This window comes from Pseudomonas sp. S3E12, assembly GCF_001702295.1.
GTDB classification, from domain to species: domain Bacteria; phylum Pseudomonadota; class Gammaproteobacteria; order Pseudomonadales; family Pseudomonadaceae; genus Aquipseudomonas; species Aquipseudomonas marginalis.
In genome coordinates this window covers 155,917-178,489 of record NZ_MBDT01000022.1, presented here as the reverse complement: position 1 = coordinate 178,489, position 22,573 = coordinate 155,917, and the positions used below count along the sequence as shown (strand labels likewise).

9 protein-coding genes are annotated in these 22,573 nt (G+C 64.4%); 4 read left to right on the top strand and 5 right to left on the bottom strand.

The genetic code is table 11. The annotated features are described in order from the left end of the window. Positions 1-168 precede the first annotated feature (168 nt). From BB029_RS20170 to BB029_RS20155, 4 genes are all read right to left on the bottom strand, one after another. Entirely contained in the window at positions 169-930 is a 762-nt protein-coding gene (locus BB029_RS20170; RefSeq protein WP_065940539.1) for an enoyl-CoA hydratase/isomerase family protein, read from the bottom strand. Then, entirely contained in the window at positions 927-2,084 is a 1,158-nt protein-coding gene (gene atuD, locus BB029_RS20165) for a citronellyl-CoA dehydrogenase (RefSeq protein WP_065940538.1), read from the bottom strand. The genes BB029_RS20170 and atuD overlap by 4 nt, the downstream gene beginning before the upstream one ends. 16 nt (positions 2,085-2,100) lie before the next feature. Then, positions 2,101-3,717, bottom strand: coding sequence for an acyl-CoA carboxylase subunit beta (locus BB029_RS20160; protein ID WP_065940537.1), 1,617 nt, complete (start codon positions 3,715-3,717; stop codon positions 2,101-2,103). A gap of 101 nt (positions 3,718-3,818) precedes the next feature. Then, positions 3,819-5,597, bottom strand: a complete 1,779-nt coding sequence (locus BB029_RS20155) for an acyclic terpene utilization AtuA family protein (protein ID WP_065940536.1) — start codon at positions 5,595-5,597, stop codon at positions 3,819-3,821. Positions 5,598-5,750: 153 nt separating this feature from the next. Here BB029_RS20155 and BB029_RS20150 point away from each other — a divergent pair, with 153 nt between their 5' ends. Next, entirely contained in the window at positions 5,751-6,374 is a 624-nt protein-coding gene (locus tag BB029_RS20150; RefSeq protein WP_065940535.1) for a TetR/AcrR family transcriptional regulator, read from the top strand. Positions 6,375-6,467: 93 nt separating this feature from the next. Beyond that, complete coding sequence (locus BB029_RS20145) at positions 6,468-7,256, top strand: ABC transporter substrate-binding protein (RefSeq protein ID WP_065940534.1); 789 nt, start codon at positions 6,468-6,470, stop codon at positions 7,254-7,256. Positions 7,257-7,258: 2 nt separating this feature from the next. Here BB029_RS20145 and BB029_RS20140 read toward each other — a convergent pair whose 3' ends face one another. Further along, entirely contained in the window at positions 7,259-7,810 is a 552-nt protein-coding gene (locus BB029_RS20140) for an RNA polymerase factor sigma-70 (RefSeq protein ID WP_027603895.1), read from the bottom strand. Positions 7,811-8,112: 302 nt separating this feature from the next. On the opposite strand from BB029_RS20140, the gene BB029_RS20135 reads away from it, so the two are divergent. Continuing rightward, the gene (locus BB029_RS20135; protein WP_065940533.1) at positions 8,113-8,865 is read left to right on the top strand and encodes a thioesterase II family protein; all 753 of its coding nucleotides are present in this window, start codon (positions 8,113-8,115) and stop codon (positions 8,863-8,865) included. A gap of 51 nt (positions 8,866-8,916) precedes the next feature. Then, positions 8,917-21,813, top strand: coding sequence for a non-ribosomal peptide synthetase (locus BB029_RS20130; protein ID WP_065940532.1), 12,897 nt, complete (start codon positions 8,917-8,919; stop codon positions 21,811-21,813). The last annotated feature ends 760 nt before the right edge of the window (positions 21,814-22,573 follow it).

Below are 22,573 nucleotides of genomic sequence, written 5' to 3'. Positions count from 1 at the left end.
TTCCAAAGTGACCCGCCGTAAGGGCGGAACCAATAGCCGCCGTTACCGCAGCAACGGATATGTACTCGCTCAAAGCCAACGACATGGTCGGCCCGAAGGCCGCCACAGCAGCAAGCGCCCTCGCCACAGACCACAGAAAATTGTGTAGATACCCATGCTCAGCGGACGTCACTTGCACCACCGAGGCTTTCTCTTCTGCACAAACGCCTGCGTCCCCTCGATCCCTTCTGCACTGGTCACTGCTTCGGCAAACCACTGCGCTGCCTGGTCCAGCAGCGGCCCCAGGGGCTGCTCCACGCTGGCCAGCAGCAGCGCCTTGGTGCGCGCATTGGCGCCTGGGGCGCAGCGCAGCACCTGCCCCAGCACCTCATCCAGACGTTCGGCCAACGCCTGCGGATCGGTCTCGGTGAAGTGCACCAGCCCCAGCCGTTGAGCTTCCAACCCATCGAACCGCGCCGCCGTCAGCGCCAGTCGCCGCGCCTGGGTCAGGCCGATACGCTTGACCACAAACGGCGCAATCTGTGCCGGCAGCAACCCCAGGCTGGTCTCCGGCAAACCGAACTGCGCCTGGTGATCGGCAATCGCGATGTCACTCACGCAGGCCAGGCCAAACCCGCCGCCCAGCACCGCGCCTTGCAGTACCACGATGACCACTGGCGACACGGCTTCCACCGCTTGCAGCAACGTGCCGAAGGCCCGGTTCAACGCCTGCAATTGATCGCCTGTGCTGATCAGGTCCTTCACATCGGCACCGGCGCAAAAATGCCCGCCTGCGCCGCTGATCACCACGGCGCGCACCTGGCTGTCCAACCCGGCCAGCACCGCGCGCAGTTCGTTGACCATTTCCAGGCTCATGGCATTGCGGCATTCGGGCCGGTTGAGGGTGATGTGCAACACGCCGTTGTGGGGTTCGAGCAGCAGGGTATTCATGGCTTTTTCCCCGGTAAAGTGCCCATCAACTTGCAGATGATGCCCAGCATGATTTCATCGGCGCCGCCGCCAATCGACACCAGGCGCACATCGCGATAGGCGCGGGCCACCGGGTTGTCCCACATGAAGCCCATGCCGCCCCAGTATTGCAGGCAACTGTCGCTGACTTCGCGGCCGAGGCGCCCGGCCTTGAGCTTGGCCATGGAGGCCAGGCGGGTCACGTCCTGGCCCTTGATGTACTGTTCGGTGGCCTGGTAGACCAGTGCGCGCAGGCATTCGATTTCGGTGGCCAGTTCGGCCAGGCGAAAGTGAATCACCTGGTTGTCGATCAGCGCCTTGCCGAAGGTCTGGCGCTCCTTGCAGTACTCGACGGTACTGTCGATGCAGTACTCCAGGCCCTTGATCATATTGGCCGCGCCAAACAGGCGTTCTTCCTGGAACTGCAGCATCTGCATCATGAACCCCGCGCCTTCGTGGCCGATGCGATTGCGCTGGGGCACGCGCACGCCGTCGAAGAACACCTGGGCGGTCTCGGAGCTGTGCATGCCGAGTTTTTCCAGGGGCGGGCTGACGCTGATCCCTGGGGTGTTCATCGGCACCATGATCAGCGACTTGTTGATATGCGGCTTGTCGTCGGAGGTGTTGGCCAACAGGCAGATAAAGTCGGCGCTGGGCGAGTTGGTGATCCACATTTTGCTGCCGTTGATCACATAGTCGCTGCCGTCCTTGCGCGCATGGGTTTTCAACCCGGCCACGTCGGAACCGGCGCCGGTTTCCGAGACGCCGATGCAACCGACCTGCTCGCCGCTGATGGCCGGGCGCAGGAATTCGTCGCGCAATTCATCGGAACCGAAGCGGGCGAGGGCGGGGGTGCACATATCGGTCTGCACGCCGATGGACATGGGGATGCCGCCGCAGCGGATGGTGCCGAACTCTTCGGCGGCGACGATCGAGTAGCTGTAGTCCAGGCCCATGCCGCCGAATTGTTCCGGTTTGGAAATGCCCAGCAAGCCGAGGTCGCCGGCCTTGCGGAAGATGTCGTGGATGGGGAAGCGCCCGGCCTTTTCCCATGCGTCCACATGGGGGTTGATCTCGCGGTCGACGAAGGCACGGACGGTGCGGCGCAATTCCTGGTGTTCCTGGGTGAAGATCATTGTTCTTGTTCTCCGGTTAGAAGCGCGCGATGCCGAAGCTGTTGGGCTGCAACTCGCGGACGTCGGCCTCGTGACAGATATCCAGCAGAAAGCCGAGTAAGGTACGGGTATCCCGTGGGTCTATCAGCCCGTCATCCCACAGGTTCGCGCTGCCATAGAGTGCGGTGGACTGGCTGTCGAGTTTTTGCGCGGTGACCTGTTCGAGCATGTCCAGCACCTTGGGATCCGGCACCAGGCCGTCTTTCAACTGCTTGGCCTCGGTGACGATCCGCAGCACCTTGCCCGCCTGGGCTCCGCCCATCACCGCCGTGCGGCTGTTGGGCCAGGCGAAGATAAAACGCGGGTCCAGGCCGCGACCGCACATTGCATAGTTGCCGGCGCCGTAGGAGCCACCGACCACCACCGTGAGTTTAGGCACCCGTGCGTTGGCCACCGCCTGGATCATCTTCGCGCCATGCTTGATCACCCCTTGCTGCTCCGCTTCGGTACCCACCATGAAGCCGGTGGTGTTGTGCAGGAACAGCAGCGGTGTGCGGCTCTGGTCACACAGCTGGATAAACTGCGCCGCCTTGCTCGCGCCCTTGGGCGTGATCGGGCCGTTGTTGCCGATCACGCCGACCGCGCGGCCCTGGATGTGCAGATGGCCGCAGACGGTATGGGCGTCGAGCGCTGCCTTGAACTCGAGGAACTGCGAGCCGTCGGCCAGGCGCGCGAGGATTTCGCGCACGTCGTAGGGCTTTTTCGGGTCAGCGGGGATCAGCCCCAGCAGGTCGTCGATGGGGTACAGCGGCTCGGCGTAAGTGCGTTTGGGCGTCAACGGCAGGCGCTCATCCCAAGGCAACAGGCTGACGATTTCACGCACGATACGCACGCCATCGGCGTCGTTTTCCGCCAGGTATTCGGCGGTGCCGGCGATCTGTGCATGCATTTCGGCGCCGCCCAATTCTTCATCGGTGGCGACTTCACCGGTCGCCGCCTTGAGCAGCGGCGGGCCGGCTAGGAACAGCTTGGCCTTGCCGCGCACCACCACCACGTAATCCGACAGCCCTGGCTGGTACGCGCCCCCCGCCGTGGCCGAGCCGTGCACCACGGTGATCTGCGGCAAGCCCATGGCGGACATGCGCGCCTGGTTGGCAAAGCTGCGCGCGCCTTCGACGAAAATCTGCGCGGCGTAGTTGAGGTTGGCGCCACCGCTTTCGGCGAGGGTCACCACCGGCAGTTTGTTGTCCATGGCGATCTGTTGCAGGCGCAGGGATTTTTTCAGGCCGGAGGGCGAAACGGTGCCGCCCTTGATCGCGCTGTTATTGGCCACCACCAGCATGCGTACGCCGCTGACGTAGCCGATACCGGCGATCAACCCACCGCCGGCGGCGCTGCCGTCCTTGTCATCATGCAGCTTGTAGCCGGCCAGGCTCGCCAGTTCCAGGAACGGCGCGCCCGGGTCCAGCAGTAGGTTGAGGCGCTCGCGGGGCAGCAGTTGGCCGCGTTTTTCGAACTTGGGCCTGGCTTCCTCGGCCTTGCCCAGCAGGGTCTGTTCCAACTGGCGCAGGTGTTGGATGCCTTCCAGCATGGCGGCGCGGTTCTGGGCGAACTGCGGGCTATGGGGATCGATCAGGCTGTCAATCAGCGGCATGGTTTATTGCTCCGCCTTGTGTCGCGGCCGCTGACGATCACGGTGTGACCCTGGAACAGGCCGGCTTTGAAGATCGAGTCGAAGGCCACGGCGACGCTCCTTTATGTGAGTTGATCGGCGATGTGTTGCGGCACGGCGATGGGGATTTCCAACAGCTGCTGGGCGAAGGCCTTGCCCTGGGGGTCGATGCGCAGGCTGGCGATGCCGCCGCCGCCCAGGGCGTTTTCCAGCAGGAAATTGAGGCTGTGGCTGCCGGGCAAATACCAGCGTTCAACGCGGCCGTGCACGGGGTCGAGCACATGGCCCATCCAGTCGACGAGCACCTCTGGCGTCAGCGCTTCGGCAATCCACGGCAGGTACTCGGGGGCGCGGGCGATGACCCCGATATTGCTGTGGTTGCCCTTGTCGCCGGAGCGCGCCACGGCGAGTTTCACCAGCGCCACGCTGGCGTCGGCGCGGCCTTGGGGCTGGGGCGGATCCATCGGCGCGGCAGGCAGGATCGGCGCGTCGACGATGGGCAGCGTGCAGACGTGGCGTTGACCCTGGAAGTCGACTACCACCTCGCAGGCGGCCTTATCGATCAGGAACGAGAACAAGCGGATCAGCGGGTACACCGTCGGCCGCCCGCCGACAATCCCGGTCAGCCCCGGCGCCATGCCCGTGGCCGCCTGGGCGATCTCGCGGGCGAACAGCACCAGCGCCGGCTTGCTCGGGTGGCGCACCGCCAGCTTGACCACCACCTCGCGGCAGTCGTGGCGCAGGGCGCGGGGGCCATACGTCGCTTCGCTGCCCAGCAGTTCGATATTCACGTCGGTGTAGGGCGCCCAGCCGCGCTGGCTGAACAGTTCCGAGGTCTTGTTGATGATCGCCTGGCTGACCCGCTCGGCCTTGGCCACCGCGTCTATCCCGGCGATCAGGCAACTGGCGGTGCAGCGAAAGCCCTCCGGGTAAGTGGCGCTGACCTTGTACTGATGCGTTGGCGGCAACCCCTTGGCGCCGTGCAGGCGTACGCAGTTTTTGCCTTGCTGCTGCAGCTTCACCTGGCTGAAATCGCAGATCACATCGGGCAGCAGATACGCGTGTGGGTCGCCGATTTCATACAGCAGCTGTTCGGCCACGCTCAGTTCGCTGATCAGGCCACCGCTGCCCTCGACTTTACTGACCGTGAACTGGCCGTCAGCGCTAACCTCGACGATGGGGAAGCCGATGTGCTCGTAGTCGGGCACGTCACGCCAGTCGGTGAAGTTGCCACCGGTACACTGTGCGCCGCATTCGATGATATGCCCGGCCAACGCGGCCTGGGCCAGGCGGTCGTAGTCCTGCCATGACCAACCGAATTCATGCACCAGCGCCGCGCTGACCACCGCGCTGTCGACCACCCGGCCGGTGATGACGATGTCCGCGCCCAGTTGCAGCGCCTGGGCAATGCCCGGTGCGCCGAGGTAGGCATTGGCCGATACGCACAGGGGCGGCAGCGGTACGCCGTTGAACATGTCGGTGATGCCGTGCAGGTGCTTGAGCCGGGGGTGCAGGTCATCGCCCAGCAGCACGGCGATTTTCAACGGCACCTGGGCTTTATCGCAGGCAGCTTGCAGGACGGCGGCGCAGGCCTGGGGGTGGATGCCGCCGGCATTGCTGATCACGCGGATGCCCTGGCGCTGGATCTCGGCCAGCAGCGGTGTGAGCACCTCGACGAAATCCGTGGCGTAGCCGGCCTGGGGATCTTTCATCCGTGCACCGGCGAGGATCGACATCGTGACTTCCGCCAGGTAGTCGAACACCAGGTAGTCCAGCTTGCCGCCGTGCACCAACTGCGCGGCCGCGCTGCAGGTGTCACCCCAGAAGGCGCTGGCGCAGCCGATACGAACCGTCTTGCTCATGAGAAATCCTTCCTCGAATGGCTGGCAACGAGACTACCAAGCAAGCGCTTGGTTTGTAAACTCCGGTCACAAGTTTTGGCCAAGCGCTTGCTTGGGTGACTGGCACGGCCTAAATTGCCGGCCAAGACGTCAGTAGAAGTAGAGGAGAGCAGCATGGATGAGCACAAAGCCCTGCGGGTGATGCGCACCATGGTCGACGGCGGCCAATTGACCGACCCCGACAGTGCCCGGGGCAAGTTGCTGCAAACCGCGGCGCACCTGTTTCGCAACAAGGGCTTTGAACGCACCACCGTGCGCGACCTCGCCAGTGCCGTGGGCATCCAGTCCGGCAGCATCTTTCATCACTTCAAGAGCAAGGACGAGATCCTGCGCGCGGTGATGGAGGAAACCATCCACTACAACACGGCCTTGATGCGTGCCTCGCTCGAGGAAGCGAGCACCGTACGCGAACGTGTGCTGGCGCTGATTCGCTGCGAATTGCAGTCGATCATGGGCGGCAGCGGCGAGGCCATGGCGGTGCTGGTGTATGAATGGCGTTCGCTGTCGACCGACGCCCAGGCCCAGGTGCTGGCGTTGCGCGATGTGTACGAAGACATCTGGCTGCAGGTGCTGGGCGAGGCCAAGGCGGCGGGTTACATCAAGGGCGATGTGTTTATTGCGCGACGCTTCCTCACCGGAGCCTTGTCCTGGACCACCACCTGGTTTCGCGCCGAGGGCAACCTGACCCTGGAGCAATTGGCCGAAGAAGCCTTGTTGATGGTTTTGAAGGCCGAGTGAGGCGCAAGCTATTAATTTGCCGGTGGAAAGTTGTCTAGCTGGGCAAAAACGCCTAGCTTATCGACATCGATGTATTAAACGGTGTGTGCCTTGATGTTTTCGCCATGGCGGTTGGCTGCAGGACTTACTTTATGGGCACTCGGCACCGCAGCGTGGTTGCCGGCTTCGGCTGCGCAACTGGTGCGCATCGGCGCGGCGCATTTTCCGCCCTACACCGTGCGCCCGGAGCAGGGCGCCGACACCGGTCTGTTGCCTCAATTGGTGGAGGCCTTGAACGCCTCGCAAACCGACTACCAGTTTGTGCTGGTACCCACCTCCATCCCCCGGCGTTTTCGTGATTTCGAACAAGGCCGTATCGACATGGCCATCTTCGAAAATCCCGATTGGGGCTGGCAGAAGGTTGCCCACACCAGCATCGACATGGGTCTGGAAGATGCGGAAATCTTCGTCGCCCAGCGTGAGCCTGGTCGAGGCCAGGACTATTTCGCCGACCTTGCCGGGAAACGCCTGGCGGTGTTCAGCGGCTATCACTACGCCTTTGCCAACTTCAACCCCGACCCCAAGTACTTGGCCGAGCACTTCAACGCCACCTTGACCTATTCCCATGACAGCAACCTGCTGATGGTTGCGCGCGGGCGTGCGGACATCGCCTTGGTAACCCGTTCGTACCTGAGTGACTTCATGGTGCGCAATACGGATATGGCCGGGCAGTTCCTGGTCTCGGAGCGCATCGACCAGGTCTATCACCACTACGCGTTGCTGCGGCCCAAGGCGCCGATCACGGGCGAGGCGTTTTCGGCGTTGCTCAAGCGCTTGCGCGACAGCGGCGAGATGCTGAAGATTTTCGAGCCGTACCGCATCGATGTGATGGCGGTACCCTGAGGTCACACGCGCCGTGCAAACGTATCGCTATGGTTGCCGGACACCTTGCGGCAGTGCACCAGCGCATCGCGAATCATGAAGTTCACCAACGTCGGTGAAACCCCCAGTTCCTTGGCAATGTCCTTTTGCGGCACACCGTGCAGGCGGTACATCTCGAACGCATAGCGGGTGCGCTGGGGCAACTCCGTCAGGGCGTCGGCGATGTTTTCCAGGGTGTTGAAATTGATGTGGGAGGTTTCCGGTGAAGCGCCGTGAATGACCACATTCAAGCCTTCCTCTTCCGTCCCGGAATATTTGAGTTCCAGGGCCTGCTTGCGGTAGTGATCGATCGCCAGGTTGCGCACGATCTGGAACAGATAACTCAGTTGGGCCTTGAACGATGACGTGATCGTCGGCGCCGATTGCAGGCGGAAGTAGGCGTCCTGCACTACATCTTCGGCACGGGAGCGGCACCCGGTAATACGTGCCGCAATCTTCACCAGAATCAGTCGATTGTCGACAAATGCCTGGAGAAGCGGTGAGTCGCACCTGCCTGTGGATACTTGTTCCGTCATGGAAATCACCTTGTCGCAAAAGAGGTTAGGGGAGGGCGTCCTTGCTGAGGCCTCCTACACATCGGGCAACAAATTATGCTGAATGATAATGATTGTCAAATGAGAAGGCGAACTAATCTTATGCTTTCTTGTTAGGTGTGAACCACGTCTCGCAGGTACCCGGCGACTAATTATTTGCCGGTGCCGTCCGTTCTTCTGGGTGACAGGGCCGTTAGTCAAGCGGCCAAGGATCAGCACCCGCAGGAGGACGACATGGGTTTTTATCGTGCACACAGCGTGTTTCAGTTTGGAGTCGTCGCGGGATGACTACGCCGACTCGACTGCGCCTGTTCTGCCTGTCCTATTCGGGCGCCAGCGCCATGGTTTACGCGCGTTGGCGCCGCACGTTGCCGGAGTGGTTGCAGGTGTGCCCGCTGGAATTGCCTGGACGGGGCATGCGCATGGACGAGCCCCTGCAGCGCGATATCAAGGCCTTGGCGGCGCAGCTCGCGGAGGAAATCAGTCACGACTTGAGCGGCCCTTATGCGTTGTTCGGCCATAGCCTCGGCGGCCTGCTGGCCTTTGAATTGGCCCACGCGTTAAAGGCACGGAATGTCCCTGCGCCGCTGGCGCTGTTCGCCTCCGGCACGGCCGGCCCGGCCCGCCGCGATGTCAGCGAATACGCCATCGAAAAGACCGACGCGCAACTGATCGCCCGCCTGCGCGAACTGCAAGGCACTGCCGAAGAAGCCCTGGCCAATCCCGAGTTGATGCAGTTGATGCTGCCGATCCTGCGTGCCGACTTCCTGCTGTGCGGCAGCTTCACCTACGGCGAGCGCAAGCCGCTGGACCTGCCGATCCATGTGTTCGGCGGCAAGCAGGACAGCGTGCGCGCCGACCAGTTGCTCGACTGGCAGCTCGATGCCGCCAGCGGTTTTTCCCTGGACATGTTCGACGGCCACCACTTCTTCCTTATCCAGCACGAAAGCGCCGTATTGCGCTGCGTGCGGCGCTATGCCGACGAACACCTGGCCCGCTGGCGCAATGGCGCGGCGCGGCAAATGGCCGCCGGCTGATCGCTCTCCCATTCCCGAATTTCCCGTAAGCCGATTTCAGGCAGGAACCCCATGATGGACGCCTTCGAACTTCCCCGCACCCTGGTCGAGTCCCTTCAACGTCGCGCCGCCCAGGCCCCGGACCAGGTCGCCCTGCGCTTCCTCGCCGAGTCGGCCGAGCACAACGTGGTACTCAGTTACCGTGACCTGGACCAACGCGCCCGGACCATCGCCGCCGCCCTCCAGGCCAATGCGGCACAGGGCGACCGTGCGGTGCTGCTGTTCCCCAGTGGCCCGGACTACGTCGCGGCGTTCTTCGGCTGCCTGTACGCTGGGGTGATCGCGGTGCCGGCCTACCCGCCGGAGTCCACCCGCCGTCATCACCAGGAGCGCTTGCTGTCGATTATCGGTGACGCCGAACCACGTCTGCTGCTGACCATCGCCAGCCTGGCCGAGGGCCTCGGGCAGATCGAAAACGCGCCGCCGGTGCTGAGTGTCGACACCCTCGACGCACAGATCGCCAGCGCCTGGAGCGCCCCCGACCTGCAACCCGACGACATCGCCTTCCTGCAATACACCTCCGGCTCCACCGCGTTGCCCAAGGGCGTGCAAGTCAGCCACGGCAACCTGATGGCCAACGAAGTGCTGATCCGGCGCGGCTTTGGCATCGACCTGAACCCTGACGACGTGATCGTCAGCTGGCTGCCGCTGTACCACGACATGGGCCTGATCGGCGGCCTGCTGCAACCGATTTTCAGCGGCGTACCGTGCGTGTTGATGTCGCCGGCCTATTTCCTCGGCCGGCCATTGCGCTGGCTCGAAGCGATCAGCGAATACCGCGGCACCATCAGCGGCGGGCCGGATTTCGCCTACCGCCTGTGCAGCGAGCGGGTCAGTGAGTCGGCCCTGGAACGCCTGGATTTGAGCAACTGGCGCGTGGCCTATTCCGGCTCCGAGCCCATCCGCCTCGACACCCTCGAGCGCTTCGCCGAGAAGTTCGCCGCCTGCGGGTTTACCCCGGATAACTTCTTCGCCTCCTACGGCCTGGCCGAAGCCACCCTGTTCGTCGCCGGCGGCCGGCGTGGCCATGGTATCCCGGCGCTGCGCGTCGACGAGCAGGCCCTGGCCGCCAACCGTGCCGAGCCGGGGCGGGGCAGTGCGATCATGAGTTGCGGCACCTCCCAGCCGGAACACGCGGTGCTGATCGCCGACCCGCACACACTGAGCGAGCTGGCCGACAACTGCGTCGGCGAACTCTGGGCCAGCGGCCCGAGCATCGCCCACGGCTACTGGCGCAACCCGGAGGCCAGCGCCAAGACCTTCGTGCAGCATGCCGGCCGTACCTGGCTGCGCACCGGTGACCTGGGCTTTATCCGCGAGGGCGAGGTGTACATCACCGGTCGCCTGAAAGACCTGCTGATCGTACGCGGCCATAACCTCTACCCCCAGGACATCGAGCAGACCATCGAGCGCGAAGTGGAAGTGGTGCGCAAGGGCCGGGTCGCGGCGTTTGCGGTGAATGACAACGGCCTGGAAGGCATCGGCATCGCCGCAGAAATCAGCCGCAGCGTGCAGAAGATCCTGCCGCCTGAAGCGCTGATCAAAGCCATCCGCCAAGCCGTGGCCGAGGCCTATCAAGAGGCGCCGTGCGTGGTGGTGTTGCTCAACCCCGGCGGCTTGCCCAAGACCTCCAGTGGCAAGGTGCAGCGTGCAGCGTGCGCGCTTCGGCAGGCTGACGGCAGCCTCGACTGCTACGCACAGTTCCCCGATTTGCACGCCCAGGCGAGCGCTGTTGCACTGGAATCCGAACTGCAAAGCCGGATCGCCGCGATCTGGTGCGAGCAGTTGCAGGTCGCCACGGTGGCGGCCGACGACCACTTCTTCCTGCTCGGCGGCAACTCCATCACCGCCACCCAGGTGGTCGCGCGCCTGCGGGAAACCCTCGGCCTGGAGTTGAACCTGCGCCTGCTGTTCGAGGCGCCGACGCTGTCCGGGTTCGCCGCCGGCGTGGCGCAACTGCAACAGGACGGCGGCATTGCCCAAGGTGCGATCCGCCCGTTGTCGCGCCAGGACGAACTGCCCCAATCCCTGGCCCAGAACCGCCTGTGGATCACCTGGCAACTGGACCCGCAAAGCAGCGCCTACACCATCCCCGGCGCCCTGCGGCTGCGTGGCGAGCTGGATGAAGACGCGCTGCGCTCAAGCTTCCAGCACCTGATCCAGCGCCACGAAGCCTTGCGCACCCGCTTCTATGAGCGCGATGGGCAGGGCTTCCAGCGTGTGGAGGCCAACAGTGATTTCGACCTGCAGGTCATCGATCTCAGCGACTTGCCTGTCGCCGAGCGTGAAGCCCGCGCACAACAGATCCGTGAGGACGAAGCCCGCACCCTGTTCGACCTGGAAAAAGGCCCGCTGCTGTGGGTGACCCTGGTGCGCCTGGACGAGGACGATCACCAGTTGCTGGTGACCCTGCATCACATCATCGCCGATGGCTGGTCGTTGAATATCCTCATCGACGAGTTCTCGCGGCTGTACGCCGCCGCAAGCCAGGGCCAGGCCCTGGCGTTGCCGCCACTGGCCTTGCAGTACGCCGACTACGGCAGCTGGCAGCGCCAATGGCTGGCCGACGGTGAAGGCCAGCGCCAACTGGCGTACTGGAAAGCGCGGTTGGGCGACGAGCACCCGACCCTGAGCCTGGCCACCGACCACCCGCGTGCGGCCCGGCAACGCCACAGCGCATCGCGCCATAGTGTGCGCCTGAGTGTCAGCCTCAGCGAGGCGATTCGCCAGACCGCCCAGGCCCACGAATCCACGCCGTTCATGCTGTTGCTGGCGGCGTTCCAGACCTTGCTCTACCGCTACAGCGGCCAGCGCGATATCCGCATCGGCGTGCCCAACGCCAACCGCCCGCGCCAGGAAACCCAAGGCCTGATCGGCTTCTTTATCAACACCCTGGTGCTGCGTGCCGAGTTGGACGGGCGCCAGCCTTTCACTGAGCTGCTAGCCGCCACCCGCCAGACTGCATTGGGCGCCCAGGCCCATCAGGACCTGCCCTTCGAGCAACTGCTGGAAGCCTTCCCGCAAGCCCGCGAACAGGGCCTGTTCCAGGTCATGTTCAACCACCAGCAACGCGACCTCAGCGCCTTGCGCCGCCTGCCGGGCATGCTCGCCGACGAGCTGCCCTGGCACAGCCGCGAAGCCAAGTTCGACCTGCAACTGCACAGCGAAGAAGACCGCAACGGGCGCCTGAGCCTGTCCTTCGACTACGCCGACGAACTGTTCGACAGCGCGACCATCCAGCGCCTGGCCGCGCACTTCATCCACCTGCTGCAGGCCGTGTGCGAACAACCGCAACAGGCCATCGGTGATCTCCCGCTGATGCCGCAGGACGAACAGCAAGCGTGGAACCAGGCGCCATGCGCACCGGCTCAACAATGGTTGCCCGAACTGCTCAACCAACACACCTCGGACAACACCGCGCTGGTCTGGCAGGACGGCAGCCTGACCTTCGCCCAACTGCACACCCAGGCCAACCGCCTGGCCCATTACCTGCGCGACAAAGGCGTCGGCCCGGACGTGTGCGTAGCCATTGCCGCCGAACGTTCGCCGCAGTTGCTGGTGGGCCTGCTGGCGATCATCAAGGCCGGTGGCGCCTATGTGCCGCTGGACCCGGATTACCCTGCCGAGCGCCTGGCCTACATGCTCAAGGACAGCGGCGTGCACCTGCTGTTGACCCAGACCGCATTGCTGGACCGCGTGCCGAGTGCCGAAGGCGTGTGCGTGATTGCCATGGACAGCCTGCACCTCGACAGCTGGCCGACCCAGCCGCCCGGCCTGCACCTCGATGGCGACAACCTCGCCTATGTGATCTACACCTCCGGCTCCACCGGCCAGCCCAAGGGCGTGGGCAATACCCATGCGGCCCTGGCCGAGCGCTTGCAGTGGATGCAGGCCACCTATCAACTCAATGACAGCGACGTGCTGATGCAAAAGGCACCGATCAGTTTCGACGTGTCGGTGTGGGAGTGCTTCTGGCCGTTGATCACCGGCTGCCGCCTGGTGCTGGCCGGCCCTGGCGAACATCGTGACCCGCACCGCATTGCGCAGTTGGTGCAGGCGTACGGCGTGACCACGCTGCACTTCGTGCCGCCGCTGTTGCAGCTGTTTATCGACGAACCGCTGGTGCCCGAGTGCACCAGCCTGCGTCGCCTGTTCTCTGGTGGCGAAGCCTTGCCCGCCGAGTTGCGCAATCGCGTATTGGCGCAGTTGCCGGCGGTGCAATTGCACAACCGTTATGGCCCGACCGAGACGGCGATCAACGTCACCCACTGGCAGTGCCGCGCCGAGGATGGCGAGCGCTCGCCGATTGGCCGGCCGCTGGGCAATGTGATTTGCCGCGTGCTGGACGAGCAACTCAACCCCTTGCCGGCCGGTGTGCCGGGTGAGCTGTGCATCGGTGGCATCGGCCTGGCCCGTGGCTACCTTGGGCGTGCCGGCTTGACCGCTGAGCGCTTTGTCGCCGACCCGCTGGGCGAGGCGGGCGCACGCCTGTATCGCAGCGGTGACCGTGCACGCTGGAGTGCGGATGGCGTGCTCGAATACCTCGGCCGTCTCGACCAGCAGGTCAAGCTGCGCGGCTTCCGGGTGGAACCGGAAGAAATCGAAGCACGCCTGCTGGCCCTGGACGGTGTCGCCCAGGCCGTGGTGCAGGTGCGCGATGCGCAGTTGATCGGTTACTACACCGCCCATGCCGCCCTGGACGAACAGGACGTCAAAGCCGCCCTGGCCGCCGAGCTGCCGGAGTACATGGTGCCCGCGCAACTGATGCGCCTGGACGCGATGCCCCTGAGCCCCAGCGGCAAGCTCGACCGTCGCGCATTGCCGGCGCCGGTGTGGCAAACCCGCGAACACATCGAGCCCGAAACACCGTTGCAGCAGCAGATTGCAGCGATCTGGCGCGAAGTACTCGGCTTGGCAACAATCGGCCTGCGCGATGACTTTTTCGCCCTCGGCGGCCACTCGCTGCTGGCCACGCAAATCATCTCCCGCACCCGCCAGGCCTGCGACGTCGAGTTGCCGTTGCGCACCTTGTTCGAGGCCAGCGAGCTGGGGGCTTTTGCCGAGCAAGTCGGCCTGATCCAGGCCAGCGGCCAACGCAACCAGCAAACCGCAATCGCCACCGTCGACCGCAGCCTGCCGGTGCCGTTGTCGTATTCCCAGCAGCGCATGTGGTTCCTCTGGCAGATGGAACCGGACAGCCCGGCCTACAACGTCGGTGGCATGGCACGCCTGCGTGGCGTGCTGGATGTGGGGCGTTTCGAGGCGGCGTTGCAGGCCTTGGTCATGCGCCACGAAACCCTGCGCACTACATTCCCGAGCGTCGACGGCGTGGCCTATCAAAAGGTCTCGGCGCAGACCGGCCTGCGCATGGACTGGCAGGATATGTCGGCGTTGAACGAAGGCGAGCGCGAGCAGCGTTTGCAGCGACTGGCCGACCACGAGGCCCACACTCCGTTCAACCTGGAAACCGGGCCGCTGCTGCGCGCGTGCCTGGTCAAGGCCGGTGAGCGGGAGCACTACCTGGTGCTGACCCTGCACCATATCGTCACCGAAGGCTGGGCCATGGACATCTTTGCCCGTGAACTCAGCGCGCTGTACGAAGCCTTTATCGATGAGCGCCTGTCGCCGCTGGCACCGTTGCCGGTGCAGTACCTGGACTACAGCGTGTGGCAACGCCAGTGGCTGGAGTCCGGCGAACGCCAACGCCAATTGGACTACTGGACCGCGCAACTGGGCAACGAACACCCACTGCTCGAATTGCCCGGCGACCGCCCACGGCCACCGGTGCAAAGTCACCGGGGCGAGCTGTACCGCTTCGACCTCAGCGACGATCTGGCCGCCCGTGTGCGTGCCTTCAACGCCGAACGTGGCCTGACCCTGTTCATGACCATGACCGCCACCCTGGCCGTGTTGCTCTACCGCTACAGCGGCCAGACCGACCTGCGTATCGGCGCGCCGGTGGCCAACCGCATTCGCCCGGAAAGCGAAGGGCTGATCGGCGCGTTCCTCAACACCCAGGTGCTGCGTTGCCAGCTCACGGGGCAGATGAGTGTTGCCGAGCTGTTCGAGCAGGTCCGTCACACCGTGATCGAAGGCCAATCCCATCAGGACCTGCCGTTCGACCACCTGGTAGAAGCCCTGCAACCGCCGCGCAGCGCGGCGTACAACCCACTGTTCCAGGTGATGTGCAACGTGCAACGCTGGGAATTCCAGCAGAGCCGCCAACTGGCCGGCATGACCGTCGAATACCTGGCCAACGATGCCCGCGCGACCAAGTTCGACCTCAACCTGGAAGTCACCGACCTCGACCACCGCCTGGGTTGCTGCCTGACCTACAGCACCGATTTGTTCGATGAACCGCGTATCGCGCGCATGGCCGAGCATTGGCGCAACCTGCTCGAAGCGTTGATCGCCAACCCGCAACAACGCCTCAGCGAACTGCCGTTGCTGAGCGCCACCGAGCAACGCGCGTTGCAGGACAGCCTGGGCGTGGAGGCGGGCGAGCATCGCCTCGACCAGTGCCTCCAGCAACTGTTCAGCCGGCAGGCGCTCAAGCGTGGCGATGCCCCGGCGCTGACCTTTGCCGGTGTGACCCTCACCTACGCTGAACTCGACGCCCGCGCCAACCGCCTGGCCTGGATGCTGCGCGAGCGCGGCGTCGGCCCGCAGGTGCGGGTCGGCCTGGCGCTGCCGCGCTCGCTGGAAATGGTCATCGGCCTGCTGGCGATCCTCAAGGCGGGTGGCGCCTATGTGCCGCTGGACCCGGAATACCCGCTGGACCGCCTGCACTACATGATCGAAGACAGCGGCATCGGCCTGTTGCTCAGCGATGCGGCGATGTTCGACGCCCTCGGCGAATTGCCGGCGACCGTGGCCTGCTGGTGCCTGGAAGATGACTTGCCGGTGCTGGCCAATTACCCGGCCGGCGAGCTGCCGTTTATCAGTTTGCCGCAACATCAGGCCTACCTGATCTACACCTCCGGCTCCACCGGTAAACCCAAGGGCGTGGTGGTGTCCCACGGTGAAATCGCCATGCATTGCCAGGCCGTGATCGAGCGCTTCGGCATGCGCCCGGATGATTGCGAGCTGCATTTCTATTCGATCAACTTCGACGCCGCCACCGAGCGTCTGCTGGTGCCGCTGCTCAGCGGTGCCCAGGTGGTCCTGCGCGCCCAGGGCCAGTGGGATGCCGAAGAAATCTGCGGGCTGATCCGTACCCATCGCATCAACATCCTCGGTTTTACCCCGAGCTACGGCAGCCAGTTGGCGCAGTGGCTGGCGACCCAGCACCAGACCTTGCCGGTGCGCATGTGCATCACCGGCGGCGAAGCGCTGACCGGCGAACACCTGCAGCGTATCCGTGCGGCGTTCCAGCCCGAGGTGTTTTTCAATGCCTATGGGCCGACCGAAACCGTGGTCATGCCCCTGGCCAGCCTGGCGCCGCAGCAGTTGGAAGAGGGCGCCGGCAGCGTGCCGATCGGCAGCATCATCGGCGACCGCGTGGCCTATATTCTCGACGCCGACCTGGCCTTGGTGCCGCAAGGCGCGACCGGCGAGTTGTATGTGGGCGGCGCCGGTCTGGCCCAGGGGTACCACGAACGTCCGGGGATGACGGCCGAACGGTTTGTCGCCGACCCGTTTGCCCGCCAGGGCGGTCGCCTGTATCGCACCGGCGACCTGGTGCGCCAGCGCGCCGATGGCCTGGTGGAGTACCTGGGGCGTATCGATCACCAGGTGAAGATTCGCGGTTTCCGTATCGAACTGGGCGAGATCGAAACCCGCCTGCTGGAGCACGCAGCCGTGCGCGAAGCGGTGGTGCTGGCGCTGGATTCGCCGAGTGGCAGGCAACTGGTGGCCTACCTGGTCAGCGATGCCGACCACGCCACCTTGCGTGAGGCGCTCAAGGCCCATCTCAAGGCGCAACTGCCGGACTACATGGTGCCCGCGCACCTGATCGTACTCGACAGCATGCCGCTGACCGCCAACGGCAAGCTCGACCGCCGCGCCCTGCCGCAACCCGATCCCGAGGCCAATCGCCAACACTACGTGGCGCCGCGCAATGAACTGGAAAGCACCTTGGCGGCGATCTGGTGCGCGGTGTTGAACGTGCAGCAGGTCGGCCTCGACGATAACTTCTTTGAACTGGGCGGCGATTCGATCCTGTCGATCCAGGTGGTCAGCCGTGCGCGACAGGCGGGGATTCACTTCAGCCCCCGCGACCTGTTCCAGCACCAGACGGTGCAAACCCTGGCCGGGGTGGCCACGCGCTCCGAGCAGGTCAGCGCCGAGCAAGGCGTGCTTACCGGCGCTTCGGGCCTTACGCCGATCCAGCACTGGTTCTTCGACACCGATATTCCCGCGCGCCAGCACTGGAACCAGGCGCTGGTGCTCAAGCCGCTGCAACTGCTCGAGCCTCATCGCCTGGAGCAAGCGTTGCTGGCGGTACTCGAACACCACGACGCCCTGCGCCTGAGCTTCACCCGGCGCGATGCGCAATGGCATGCCGAACACTTGGCCGTACCCAAAGGCGGCGTGCTGATGCAGGCGCAAGTGCGCGACATGCAACAGTGCAGCGCGCTGTTCACCGACACCCAGCGCAGCCTCGACCTGGAGCGCGGCCCGCTGTTGCGCGCCTTGCTGGTGGATGGCCCCCATGGCCAGCAACGTTTGCTGATCGCGATCCATCACCTGGTGGTGGACGGTGTGTCGTGGCGCGTGTTGCTCGAAGACCTGCAAAACGTTTACCGCCAGCTCAGCGACGGCCAGTCCGTCAGCCTGCCGGCCAAGACCAGCGCCCTGCGCGATTGGGCCGCGCGCTTGCAGGCGTACGCCGGCAGCGAATCCCTGCGTGAAGAGTTGAGCCTGTGGCAGGACCGGTTGGCCGGCCCTGACGCGGCATTGCCCGTGGCTCGCCCGCACGGTTCGCGGCGCAACCGTGATGCCGACACCGTCAGCGTGCGCCTGGATGCCGAACACACGCGGCAGTTGCTGCAACGGGCGCCGAGTGCCTACCGCACCCAGGTCAACGACCTGCTGCTGACCGCCCTGGCCCGTGTGCTGTGCCGCTGGAGCGGGCACGGGTCGGCGCTGATCCAGCTCGAAGGCCATGGCCGCGAGAGCCTGTTCGACGACATCGACCTGACCCGCAGTGTCGGCTGGTTCACCAGCGCTTATCCACTGCGCCTGACCCCGCAAACCGGGCAGGGCGACTCGATCAAGGCGATCAAGGAACAGCTGCGTGCGGTGCCCCATAAAGGTTTGGGCTACGGCGTGCTGCGTTACCTCGCCGATGACCTGTGCAAACAGAGCATGGCTGCCTTGCCGAGTGCGCAGATCACCTTTAACTACCTTGGCCAGTTCGATCAAAGCTTCGGCGCCGATGCACTGTTCCACCCACTGGACGAATCGGTGGGCCTGGCCCATGACCCGGATGCGCCGCTGCCCAACGAACTGAGTGTGGACAGCCAGGTGTACGGCGGCGAACTGGTGCTGCGCTGGACCTTTAGCCGCGAACGCCACGACCCACAGGCCATCCAGGACCTGGCGCAGGCCTACCTGGCCGAACTGCAAGCGTTGGTCGCCCATTGCCTGGAGGACAACGCCGGCGGCCTCACGCCGTCCGACTTCCCCCTGGCGCACTTGAGCCAGTCGCAACTCGACAGCTTGCCGGTACCGGCCAGCGCCATCGAAGACGTGTACCCGCTGACCCCGATGCAAGAAGGCCTGCTGCTGCACACCCTGCTCGAGCCGGGCACCGGCCTCTACTACATGCAGGACCGCTACCGCATCAACAGCGCTCTGGACCCCGAGCGTTTCGCCCAGGCCTGGCAAGCGGTGATCGCCCGCCACGAAGCCTTGCGCGCCTCGTTCTGCTGGAACGTCGGCGAAGACATGCTGCAAGTGATCCACAAGCCCGGCAGCACGCCGATCGAGTACCTGGATTGGAGTGCCGACCAGGAAAGCGAACAGGAATCGCGCCTGCAAGCGCTGCTCAAGGCCGAACGCGAAGCCGGTTTCGATCTGCTCAACCAGGCGCCGTTCCACCTGCGCCTGATCCGCGTCGGTGAAGCGCGCTACTGGTTCATGATGAGCAACCACCACATCCTGATCGATGCCTGGTGCCGCTCGCTGCTGATGAATGACTTCTTCGATATCTACATGGCCCTCGGCGAAGGTCGTGAAGCGCAGCTGGCCACGCCGCCGCGCTACCGCGACTACATCGCCTGGCTGCAACGCCAGAACCTCGCCGAAGCACGCCAGTGGTGGCAGCAGAACCTGCAAGGGTTCGAGCGCACTACGCCGATCCCGAGCGACCGGCCGTTCCTGCGCGAACATGCCGGCCACAGTGGCGGCATGGTGGTGGGTGACTGCTACACCCGCCTCGACGCCCGTGACGGTGCGCAACTTCGCGAACTGGCCCAGGCCCATCAACTCACCGTCAACACCTTTGCCCAGGCGGCCTGGGCCTTGGTGCTGCGACGCTTGAGCGGCGAGCGTGACGTGCTGTTCGGCGTCACCGTGGCCGGGCGCCCGGTGGAAATGCCCGAGATGCAACGCACCGTCGGCCTGTTTATCAACAGCATTGCGCTGCGGGTGAAGCTGCCCGAGGACGACCAGCGTTGCAGCGTACGCCAGTGGTTGAACGCGTTGCTCGACAGCAATATGCAACTGCGCGAGTACGAATACCTGCCGCTGGTGACGATCCAGGAACACAGCGAACTGCCCAAGGGCCAGCCGCTGTTCGACAGCCTGTTCGTGTTCGAAAACGCCCCGGTGGAAGTCTCGGTGCTGGACCGCGCTGACAGCCTGAATGCCACCTCGGACTCCGGCCGCACCCACACCAATTTCCCGCTGACCGCCGTGTGCTACCCGGGGGATGACCTCGGCCTGCACCTGTCCTACGACCAGCGTTACTTCGACGAAACCACCGTGCAAGGCATGCTCGGTGAATTCAAGCGCTTGCTGCTGGCGCTGGTGCAGGGCTTCCACGGTGATATGGCCGACCTGCCGCTGATGGGCGAGCAGGAACGCGCGTTCCTGTTGGACGGCTGCAACCAGAGCGAACACGCCTACCCGCTGGAACGCAGCTATATCGAGCTGTTCGAAGCCCAGGTGAGCGCGCATCCGCAGCGCATCGCCGCCCGTTGCCTGGACCGGCAATGGACTTATGACGAGCTGAACCGGCGCGGTAACGGCCTGGGTCATGCACTGATTGCGGCGGGCGTCGGCCTGGACCAACCGGTGGCGTTGCTGGCCGAGCGTAACCTCGACCTGCTGGGCATGATCATCGGCAGCTTCAAGGCCGGTGCCGGTTACCTGCCGTTGGACCCGGGCCTGCCGAGCCAGCGCCTGAGTCGCATCATCGACCTGAGTCGCACACCGTTGCTGGTATGCACCGAGGCGTGCCGCGAGCAGGCCATCGAGCTGCTGGACGGCGTCGATTGCCAGTTGCTGGTCTGGGAGGACGTGCCAGCCCGTGGGGAAAACCCTGGCATCTACAGCGGCCCGGACAACCTTGCCTACGTGATCTACACCTCGGGCTCCACCGGCTTGCCCAAAGGCGTGATGGTCGAACAGCGCGGCATGCTCAATAACCAATTGAGCAAGGTGCCGTATATGGACCTGACGCCAGCGGATGTGATCGCCCAGACCGCCTCGCAAAGCTTCGATATTTCCGTGTGGCAATTCCTCGCCGCGCCGCTGTTCGGTGCACGGGTGGATATCGTGCCGAACAGCATCGCCCACGATCCGCAGGGCTTGCTGGCCCATGTGCAGGCACACGGCATCACCGTGTTGGAAAGCGTGCCGTCGCTGATCCAGGGCATGCTGGCCCAGGATCGCATCAGCCTGGACGGTTTGCGCTGGATGCTGCCGACCGGTGAAGCGATGCCGCCGGAGCTGGCGCACCAGTGGTTGTTGCGTTACCCGGACATCGGCTTGGTCAACGCCTACGGCCCGGCGGAATGTTCGGACGATGTGGCGTTCTTCCGCGTCGACCTGGCGTCCACCCGTGGCACTTACCTGCCGATTGGTACGCCGACGGACAATAACCGTTTGTACGTGGTGGATGGCGCGCTGGAATTGGTGCCCCAGGGGGCGGTCGGTGAGCTGTGCGTGGCCGGCACCGGGGTGGGCCGCGGGTATGTCAGCGATCCGCTGCGCACCGCCCAGGTGTTTGTGCCTAACCCGTTCGGCGCACCGGGCGAGCGCCTGTACCGCACCGGCGACCTGGCACGGCGGCGCAGCGATGGCGTGCTGGAGTACGTCGGGCGTATCGATCATCAGGTGAAGATTCGCGGCTACCGCATCGAGCTGGGTGAAATCGAAGCGCGCCTGCATGAACAACCGCAAGTGCGCGACGCGGCGGTGGGCGTGCAGGAGGGCGTCAACGGCAAGCATCTGGTGGGTTACCTGGTGGCCGCCGATGAGAGGCTGAATCCGGGCGAACGCCTGGACCGCATCAAGCAACGCCTGCGCGCCGAACTGCCGGAGTACATGGTGCCGCTGCACTGGCTATGGCTCGAGCGCCTGCCGCTCAACGCCAACGGCAAACTCGACCGCAAGGCCCTGCCGGCACTCGAGATCGGTCAGTTGCACAGCCAGGACTACCTGGCACCACGCAACGAACTGGAAAACACCTTGGCCGCGATCTGGGCCGAGGTGCTGAAAGTCGACAGGGTCGGTGTGCAGGACAACTTCTTCGAACTGGGCGGCCACTCGCTGCTGGCCACGCAGATTGCTTCGCGCGTGCAGAAGACCCTGCAGCGGGATGTGCCGCTGCGGGCGATGTTCGAATGCAGCACGGTGGCGGAGTTGGCCGCGTACATCGAGGGGCTGGCGGCCAATGAGATCAGTGCGGAGAAGGTGGATCGGTTGAGTGATTTGATGGCGGAGTTGGAAGGGCTTTAATCTCCGCTGGGTTTGAGGGCCTCATCGGTATCTACACAACGTTCAGTGGTCTGTGCCCCAACACTCGGCATCTCGCCTAGGCTCGGTGTGCCCTCACTCCGGCTTTGGAGCGTGGGCCGCCATGCCCAAAGCCTGTGTTCGGCCAGCGTGTTTGACGGGGCGATTTGAGATCAAAAGCCAAAGCGCGGCGGCCTTAGAGCCGACCGGTTTTTTGTCTGATGTACTGGGTTAAAAATGTGGGAGGGGGCTTGCCCCCGATGAGCATAAGTATCTACACAATTTTTTCAGCGGTCTGTGGCGAGGGAGATTGCTTCCGTGGCGGCCTTCGGGCCGACCATGTCGTTGGGTTTGGGTGAGTACATATCCGTTGCTGCGGTCACGGCTACCTATGGTTCCGCCCTTACGGCGGGTCACTTTTGGAAGAGCGCCAAAAGTAACCAAAAACGCTTCGCCCCAACACTCGGCACCTCGCCTAGGCTCGGTGTGCCCTCACTCCGGCTTTGGAGCGTGGGCCGCCGCGATGGGCCATCCTTGGCCCAGCGCGGCTAACCCGGCGTCCTGCCGGGTTACCCACGCTCCAAAGCCTGCGTTCGGCCAGCGTGTTTGACGGGGCGATCCCAGATCAAAAACAAAGCGAGGCGGCCTTAAAGCCGACCTGATTATTGAAGCGTGCGCGGTGTGGCTTCTACTTCCTTAACCGCTGACGAAGTCAGCAATCTTTTGATCTGCTCTGGCTCTGGCTCTGGCTCTGGCTCTGGCT

What these genes read in the sequence shown, in the direction of transcription:
- BB029_RS20160 (WP_065940537.1), bottom strand. Translation starts at nt 3,717, where the DNA reads ATGCCGCTGATTGACAGCCTGATCGATCCCCATAGCCCGCAGTTCGCC.
- BB029_RS20140 (WP_027603895.1), bottom strand. Translation starts at nt 7,810, where the DNA reads ATGACGGAACAAGTATCCACAGGCAGGTGCGACTCACCGCTTCTCCAG.
- BB029_RS20145 (WP_065940534.1), top strand. Translation starts at nt 6,468, where the DNA reads ATGTTTTCGCCATGGCGGTTGGCTGCAGGACTTACTTTATGGGCACTC.
- atuD (WP_065940538.1), bottom strand. Translation starts at nt 2,084, where the DNA reads ATGATCTTCACCCAGGAACACCAGGAATTGCGCCGCACCGTCCGTGCC.
- BB029_RS20155 (WP_065940536.1), bottom strand. Translation starts at nt 5,597, where the DNA reads ATGAGCAAGACGGTTCGTATCGGCTGCGCCAGCGCCTTCTGGGGTGAC.
- BB029_RS20135 (WP_065940533.1), top strand. Translation starts at nt 8,113, where the DNA reads ATGACTACGCCGACTCGACTGCGCCTGTTCTGCCTGTCCTATTCGGGC.
- BB029_RS20170 (WP_065940539.1), bottom strand. Translation starts at nt 930, where the DNA reads ATGAATACCCTGCTGCTCGAACCCCACAACGGCGTGTTGCACATCACC.
- BB029_RS20130 (WP_065940532.1), top strand. Translation starts at nt 8,917, where the DNA reads ATGATGGACGCCTTCGAACTTCCCCGCACCCTGGTCGAGTCCCTTCAA.
- BB029_RS20150 (WP_065940535.1), top strand. Translation starts at nt 5,751, where the DNA reads ATGGATGAGCACAAAGCCCTGCGGGTGATGCGCACCATGGTCGACGGC.